At 69.6% G+C, this 2,475-nt stretch carries 2 protein-coding genes and 1 pseudogene; 1 reads left to right on the plus strand and 2 read right to left on the minus strand.

The window, feature by feature from the left end:
• Positions 1-227 precede the first annotated feature (227 nt).
• Positions 228-845, plus strand: coding sequence for a class I SAM-dependent methyltransferase (locus VGJ24_RS16000; protein WP_331501632.1), 618 nt, complete (start codon positions 228-230; stop codon positions 843-845).
• Between the two features lie 291 nt (positions 846-1,136).
• Here VGJ24_RS16000 and VGJ24_RS16005 read toward each other — a convergent pair whose 3' ends face one another.
• Together VGJ24_RS16005 and glmU are read right to left on the minus strand one after the other, a co-directional pair.
• On the minus strand, positions 1,137-2,162 hold the full coding sequence (locus VGJ24_RS16005) for a ribose-phosphate pyrophosphokinase (RefSeq protein WP_331501633.1): 1,026 nt from the start codon (positions 2,160-2,162) through the stop codon (positions 1,137-1,139).
• Positions 2,163-2,175: 13 nt separating this feature from the next.
• Positions 2,176-2,475, minus strand: a pseudogene (gene glmU, locus VGJ24_RS16010) (bifunctional UDP-N-acetylglucosamine diphosphorylase/glucosamine-1-phosphate N-acetyltransferase GlmU); the annotation flags it as partial.

A 2,475-nucleotide genomic window follows, 5' to 3' on the forward strand; every position in this document is an offset into this window, starting at 1 on the left:
GCGAGGATCTCGCACAGCTCGTCCTCGGTGAGCCCGAGCAGATCCATGAGGCGCGCGGGGTCGGCCGCCATGGCGGCCAATCATGGCGCGCTGCGCGACTCCAGCGGACCGCGACGTCAAGACCGCGTGCTGACGCACACAGGCGACGACTTGCCGTCCTCGACGCGTCACGGACGGCCAGGGCGTGTCCTGTCCTTCTCGCCGTGGCAGGCGTAGGCTCGGGCACCATGGGCATCTACGCAGACCAGGTTCTGCCTCGCATGGTCAACACGCTCTGCGGGATGAAGACCGCCAAGCCGCTGCGGCGCCGGGTCTGCGCCGACCTGCACGGGGACGTCGTCGAGATCGGCTTCGGCTCAGGGCACAACGTCCCCTTCTATCCGTCGTCCGTGACGAGCGTGGCCGCCGTCGAGCCCGCCGACCTCGGGTGGAAGCTCGCGGGCAAGCGCCTCGCGGCGGCGACCGTCCCGGTCCAGCGGACCGGGTTGGACGGCCAGTCCCTGCCGCTGCGCGACGACAGCTACGACTGCGTCCTGTCGACCTGGACGATGTGCACCATCCCCGACGTCCACGCCGCCCTGCGGGAGGTCCGACGCGTGCTCAAGCCGGGTGGCACGCTGCACTTCCTCGAGCACGGACTCGCGCCGGACGAGTCGGTGCGCCGGTGGCAGCATCGCCTCGAGCCGACCCAGAAGCGCCTCTTCGGCGGGTGCCACCTCACTCGGGAGATCACCGACCTGATCCGGGATGCCGGCTTCACCGTCACCGCCGTCGACGTCTTCTACGAGGACGGCGCGCCGAAGCCCCTCGCCGCGGACTCGCTCGGAACGGCTACCGCCCCTTGAGCGTCCCACCTCGACGACGAGACGCAGTCTGACTCGCCTTCGTGAGGTCTGCTGTGCGACGCTCGCCGGCGAGCGCGGCGTATTTCGTCCTTGAGCTCGGCGCGTTCTCGGTGCGCAGGCGTTTGGTCTCCTCGGTGAGCGGGGTGCCGCGTTACTCCCATCCCGTTCGGGTCCTGGCCCCCGCCGCCGCCCCCCACCCCCACCGGAGGGCCCGGTCCCGGCGCCGCTGACGCCGCCGTTAGCGCCTCGCGAGCATCCCGGCATGAACCGCCTGCAAATGAGCTTGTTCGGCTAGAACAGCTGGTTCTCGCCACCGAAGACCTCGGACACCGAGTCGTCGGTGAAGATCCGGCGGATCGAGTCGGTCAGCAGCTCGGCGCAGCTGAGCACACGGATGTTGTCGGGGGCGCCGGCGCGCAGGGGGATGGTGTCGGTGACGACGATCTCCTCGAAGCCGCTCGAGGCCAGGTTCTCGAACGCGTTGCCCGACAGCACCGCGTGGGTCGCGGCGACGTAGATGCGCTTGGCGCCGGCGTCGCGCACGGTCTGGGCCGCGGCCTTCAGCGTGCCGCCGGTGTCGATCATGTCGTCGACGAGGACCGCGGTCTTGCCCTCGACCTCGCCGATCACGTAGCTGATCTCGGCCACCTGCTGGGCGGGGCGCTCCTTGGTCAGGACGGCGAGGTCGGCGCCGATCTTGTCGCGGAACTTCTCGGCCAGCTTGACCCGGCCGACGTCGGGCGCGACGACGACGAGGTCGTCGAGACCGAGGTCCTGGATGTACTGGGTGAGGATGAACAAGGCCGTCATGTGGTCGCACGGCTTCTGGAAGAAGCCCTGGATCTGGCCCGAGTGGAGGTCCATCGTGAGCACGCGGTCGACGCCGGCGCCCTCGAGCATGCGGGCGACAAGGCGGGAGGTGATCGGCTCCCGCGGGGCGGATTTCTTGTCCTGGCGGCTGTAGCCGTACCAGGGGGTGACCGCGATGACGCGGTGCGCGGAGGCGCCGATCGCGGCGTCGATCATCACCATGAGCTCCATCAGCGCGTCGTTCGCGGTCAGCTTGAGCGCGGGGTTGCCGCAGGTCGGCTGGACGATGAAGACGTCCGAGCCGCGGATCGACTCCTGGTAGCGGCAGTAGACCTCGCCGTTCGAGAATGTGCGCAGCTCGACCGGGCCGACCTCCACCTCGAGCTTGCCCGCGATCCGCCCTGCGAGCTCGGGGTTGGCGCGCCCGGAGAACAGCATGAGCCGCTTGTCGTAGCCGGCCTCGATGCTGGTGCGGAGCGTCGCAGGTTGGGGCTCGATGACGCTCATGCTCGGTCCGACTTTATCCCTTCCGCCGGGCGTATCCCGGCACGTTGCGCTGGCGCGAGCGGGCAATCCCGAGGGCCGCCTCGGGCACGTCGTCGGTGATCACGGAGCCGGCCGCGGTGTACGCGTCGTCGCCCAGCTCGACCGGGGCGACGAGGGTCGTGTCGACCGAGGTCTTCACCCGTTTTCCGAGCTTGGTGCGGGTCTTGGCCTTGGTCTTGGCGTTGTAGTTGGCGGTGATGGTGGCGGCGCCCAGGTTCGACCCCTCGCCGACGTCGGCGTCGCCGATGTAGGAGAGATGCGGGACCTTGCTGCC

It is taken from the genome of Nocardioides sp. (genome assembly GCF_036493135.1).
GTDB lineage: Bacteria > Actinomycetota > Actinomycetes > Propionibacteriales > Nocardioidaceae > Nocardioides.

Coding starts and splice junctions, on each gene's coding strand:
- VGJ24_RS16000 (WP_331501632.1), top strand. CDS start 228: ATGGGCATCTACGCAGACCAGGTTCTGCCTCGCATGGTCAACACGCTC.
- VGJ24_RS16005 (WP_331501633.1), bottom strand. CDS start 2,162: ATGAGCGTCATCGAGCCCCAACCTGCGACGCTCCGCACCAGCATCGAG.